This is a genomic window from Flavobacterium sp. (assembly GCF_029242675.1).
Taxonomy (GTDB): Bacteria; Bacteroidota; Bacteroidia; order Flavobacteriales; family Flavobacteriaceae; genus Flavobacterium.
The window spans coordinates 1-4,267 of sequence record NZ_JAQWTM010000288.1 but is presented as its reverse complement, the minus strand read 5'-3'; the positions used below and the strand labels follow the sequence as shown (position 1 = coordinate 4,267).

Below are 4,267 nucleotides of genomic sequence, written 5' to 3'. Positions count from 1 at the left end.
TGATAATAGTTTTCGATATTTTCAGGAAATTGGATGTGAATAACCGTTTTTACAGTCGCCTTATCGATTCCCATTCCAAATGCATTGGTAGCAACGATAACCTGTGCTTGGTCTTGCATCCAAAGCTGCATGTTTTTATCTTTTTCTTTGGAGCTAAGGCCGCCATGGTAATAGGTGGCTTTGAAGCCGAGTTGTTGCAATTGAGATGAAATTTCAAGACACGATTTTCTGTTTCGGACGTATATGATCGAGCATTGTGGATTTTTTTTTAAAATTTGAGTTATTCTGTGCAGTTTATCTTCGACTTCAAAAACCATGTAAGCAATATTTTTTCTTGCAAATGATTTTTTAAAAAATTGTGGTTTCTCTAAACCTAATTGCAAAACAATATCTTCCTTAACTCTTTCTGTGGCCGTTGCAGTGAGTGCTAGAAATGGAATCTTAGGAAAATATTCTTTAAGTTGTGAGATTTTTAAATAGGCTGGTCTAAAATCATGTCCCCATTGGGACACGCAGTGCGCTTCGTCAATTGCAATGAGGTTGATTGGAAGTGTTTTAATACGATCTAAAATCCAATCTGATTGTAAGCGCTCAGGCGACAAATAAAGGAATTTGAAATTACCATACTGGCAGTTATCTAGTAGGTCAATTATTTCATCTTGCCTAATTCCGCCTGTCAATGCAATGGCTTTGATGTTTCGCTGCTGCAAATTAGCGACTTGATCTTTCATTAAGGCTACTAAGGGAGATATGACTAAGCAAATTCCTTCTTTCATCATGGCGGGAACTTGAAAACAAATTGATTTTCCGCCGCCTGTAGGCATCAAGGCAAAAGTATCTTGCCCACTTACAACAGCATCAATGATGTCTTCCTGCAGTGATCTAAAAGAATCGTGCTTCCAGTATTTTTGTAGAATTTGTAACGCCTCAGACATTCTTTTTAATTTGAATTACAAATTTTAAACTAAAATTTCTTTGGACGTAACCGTATCGACAAAGTGATTAGCTCGAAATTTTGTCTAAGATAAAAAGAATTCGGTTTTCAATGGTATCTTTTGGTACTTCTATTAAATCGTATTCATACCCTTTATAGGTCTCGATCAAATGATTTTGAATCAATTTAGCCTGTTCGTAGTTTTCGTATCGCGCTTCATCGCTCACATAAATTTCTTCCCATGGTGGTAAGATAAATATTTTACTGTACCGGTATTCTCTACAAATAGCGTCGAATGATGCAGGGTAGCTATCGCCAATATAGTGCATATAAGCAAGTACATCAGGAATTCCTCGGTCAATAAAAACCACATTATGTGGCTCTTTTTGAGCATCTAAGAATTGTTTTTTTCTTCCTTCGAGTAAAAGCTCGCTAAAAAGCAGCGGTTTTTCAAGAAACAATTGTTCGATTCCTTGTTTCTTTGCTTCTAAAGTTACCTCTCTTGAAATCTCAGGATAACAGCAAAATCCTTTTGCTATTAAACCATCAATTAAAGTACTTTTACCAGTTCCGGGACCTCCTATAATAATAATGACTTCTTTTTGCACGATTTGGAAATAAGGCGCAAAAGTACTCAAACTAATTGGAAATCGAAATATTGAACCGAATAAAATTGGTTTTATTAAAATTTATAAGCCATAATTCATAATTTGCATTTGAAACTGTATCTTTGCTTTAATTTTAATTATAAGATGGATAAAAAGGCGGAAGAATTTTATGATAGATTGAAAGTGGAGTTGGATAATAGTAATTCCTGGCCTGCTTTGTATTTGTTTAAATTTATAGTTCCAACTACAACGGAAAATGTAGAAAAAGTAGAAGCAGCCTTCAATAGTATGGGTGCTGTTATCAAAACTACAAAGTCTAAAACAGGTAAATTTACAAGTATCTCTATCGACGTTCAAATGAAAAGTTCTCAAGCTATTGTTGAGAAATATCAGGAAGTTTCTACAATTGAAGGTATCGTATCTCTTTAATATTTGAATAAATCTAGGATGCTAAACCAGCTAATAGTTGGTGGTAAATTAGTTGTGCTCAAATGCCTCAAAATAAATCAAAGATGAATTCAAAGTATACAAAAGAAGTTGCTAATGATGTTGTACATCATTTAGAATACAATGCCGAGAGGTCGCATTTAATCATTCCGGAGTATGGTCGTCATTTGCAAAAGCTGATTGACCAAGCTACTATCATAGCTGATAGCGAAGAGCGAAACAAAGCCGCAAAGTACATTATTCAAGTAATGGGGAACCTAAATCCACATTTACGTGATGTTTTGGACTTTCAGCATAAGTTATGGGATCAACTTTTTATTATGTCTGATTTTAAATTGCAGGTCGACTCTCCATACCCAATTCCTTCAAGAGAGGTATTACAATTAAAACCAGATGTTTTAAATTACCCTCAAAATTTCCCTAAATACAGGTATTACGGAAACAATATTAAGTACATGATCGATGTAGCTAATAAATGGGATGATGGGGAAATGAAAAATGCCTTGGTAAAGGTAATTGCCAATCACATGAAAAAGTCCTATTTAAGTTGGAACAAAGATACCGTAAAGGATGATGTGATTTTTGAGCATCTTTATGAGCTTTCAGATGGAAAGCTAGACTTGCGTCAAAGTACAGAAGAGCTAATAAATACGACTGATTTATTGCGAACCAATAAGCGAATTTCTAACAAAATAAGTCCTGCAGGTCAGCCAAAAATTCAAAGTAATAAAAATACAAAAACAGGTAAAGCAAAGACCTATTCTAAAAATAACAATAACCAAAAATAGTTTTGAAATCGAATCATTTCGATTCCTACTAAAGCTGTTTTTGATTTACAAACTTATAACACTATTAATACGATAATATGGGAATTTTCAAAATAGAAGGAGGCATTCGTCTAAAAGGTGAAATCACTCCACAAGGAGCAAAAAATGAAGCATTACAAATTTTATGTGCGGTACTTTTAACTCCTGAAAAAGTTATAATCAACAATATTCCTGATATTATTGATATCAATAAGTTAATTACGCTTTTAGGAAATCTAGGTGTAAAAATTCAAAAAAATGGTCCTGGTTCGTATACCTTCCAAGCCGATGATGTAAATATAGGCTACTTAGAGACAGAAGCTTTCAAGAAAGAAGGTGGTTCACTTCGTGGATCTATTATGATTGTCGGTCCTTTATTAGCTCGTTTTGGAAAAGGGTATATTCCTAAGCCAGGTGGAGATAAGATTGGAAGAAGAAGACTAGATACCCATTTTGAAGGATTTATCAATTTAGGAGCGAAATTCCGTTACAACAGAGAAGATCACTTTTATGGTGTAGAAGCTAAAAATGGTTTAGTAGGAACAGCTATGTTGCTAGACGAAGCCTCAGTTACCGGTACTGCTAATATTGTAATGGCTGCTGTTTTAGCCAAAGGAATTACCACCGTTTACAATGCGGCTTGTGAGCCTTATTTACAGCAATTATGCAAGATGTTAAATTCGATGGGAGCCAAAATAACTGGAGTTGGTTCTAATTTATTGACCATTGAAGGTGTTGAAAGTTTGGTAGGTTGTGAACACCGTATTTTACCAGATATGATTGAAATAGGTTCTTGGATTGGTTTAGCAGCGATGACAAGAAGTGAAATTACAATTAAAGATGTAAGTTGGGATAACCTAGGATTGATTCCTAATACTTTTAGAAAACTAGGGATTACTTTAGAACGAAAAGGAGATGATATCTATATTCCTGCTCATGAAGATGGGTATGAAATCAAAACGGATATTGATGGTTCTATTTTAACTATTGCTGATGCGCCTTGGCCAGGATTTACTCCTGACTTATTAAGTATTGTTTTAGTTGTGGCAACACAGGCTAAAGGAGATGTGCTTATTCACCAAAAAATGTTTGAAAGTCGTCTTTTCTTTGTCGATAAATTAATTGACATGGGAGCTAAAATTATGTTATGTGATCCGCATAGAGCTGTAGTAATGGGACATAATTTCCAATCTCAGTTAAAAGCTACAACAATGTCTTCACCAGATATTCGCGCTGGAATTTCATTATTGATTGCTGCACTTTCAGGAAAAGGAACGAGTACAATTCAAAACATTGAACAAATTGATCGTGGATACGAAAGAATCGATGAGCGTTTAAGAGCTATTGGAGCGAAAATCGTTCGTGTTGAATAAATAGAAGGAACAATAGAATGAGTAAAGAACAAGAAGCCGTCAAGGCAACTTACTTTAGTATAATAGGAAATACCTGCTTAGCTATCATAAAAGGCTTAG

5 protein-coding genes are annotated in these 4,267 nt (G+C 34.7%); 3 read left to right on the top strand and 2 right to left on the bottom strand.

All coding sequences use genetic code 11. From position 1 onward, the window contains the following. On the bottom strand, positions 1-935 hold a 935-nt coding region (locus P8M54_RS10410), incomplete at its 3' end, for a RecQ family ATP-dependent DNA helicase (protein WP_300287769.1). 67 nt (positions 936-1,002) lie between these two features. Beyond that, the gene (locus P8M54_RS10405) at positions 1,003-1,542 is read right to left on the bottom strand and encodes an ATP-binding protein (protein ID WP_300287768.1); all 540 of its coding nucleotides are present in this window, start codon (positions 1,540-1,542) and stop codon (positions 1,003-1,005) included. A 144-nt stretch (positions 1,543-1,686) separates the two neighbouring features. Between P8M54_RS10405 and P8M54_RS10400 the strand changes: the two genes are divergently transcribed. The 3 genes from P8M54_RS10400 to murA all read left to right on the top strand — a co-directional run bounded on the left by P8M54_RS10400 (position 1,687) and on the right by murA (position 4,168). Beyond that, on the top strand, positions 1,687-1,971 hold the full coding sequence (locus P8M54_RS10400; protein ID WP_300287767.1) for a DUF493 family protein: 285 nt from the start codon (positions 1,687-1,689) through the stop codon (positions 1,969-1,971). An 83-nt stretch (positions 1,972-2,054) separates the two neighbouring features. After that, positions 2,055-2,777: a DUF4290 domain-containing protein gene (locus tag P8M54_RS10395; RefSeq protein WP_300287766.1), complete on the top strand. Its 723-nt coding sequence runs from the start codon at positions 2,055-2,057 to the stop codon at positions 2,775-2,777. A 77-nt stretch (positions 2,778-2,854) separates the two neighbouring features. Beyond that, positions 2,855-4,168, top strand: coding sequence for a UDP-N-acetylglucosamine 1-carboxyvinyltransferase (gene murA, locus P8M54_RS10390; RefSeq protein WP_300287764.1), 1,314 nt, complete (start codon positions 2,855-2,857; stop codon positions 4,166-4,168). The last annotated feature ends 99 nt before the right edge of the window (positions 4,169-4,267 follow it).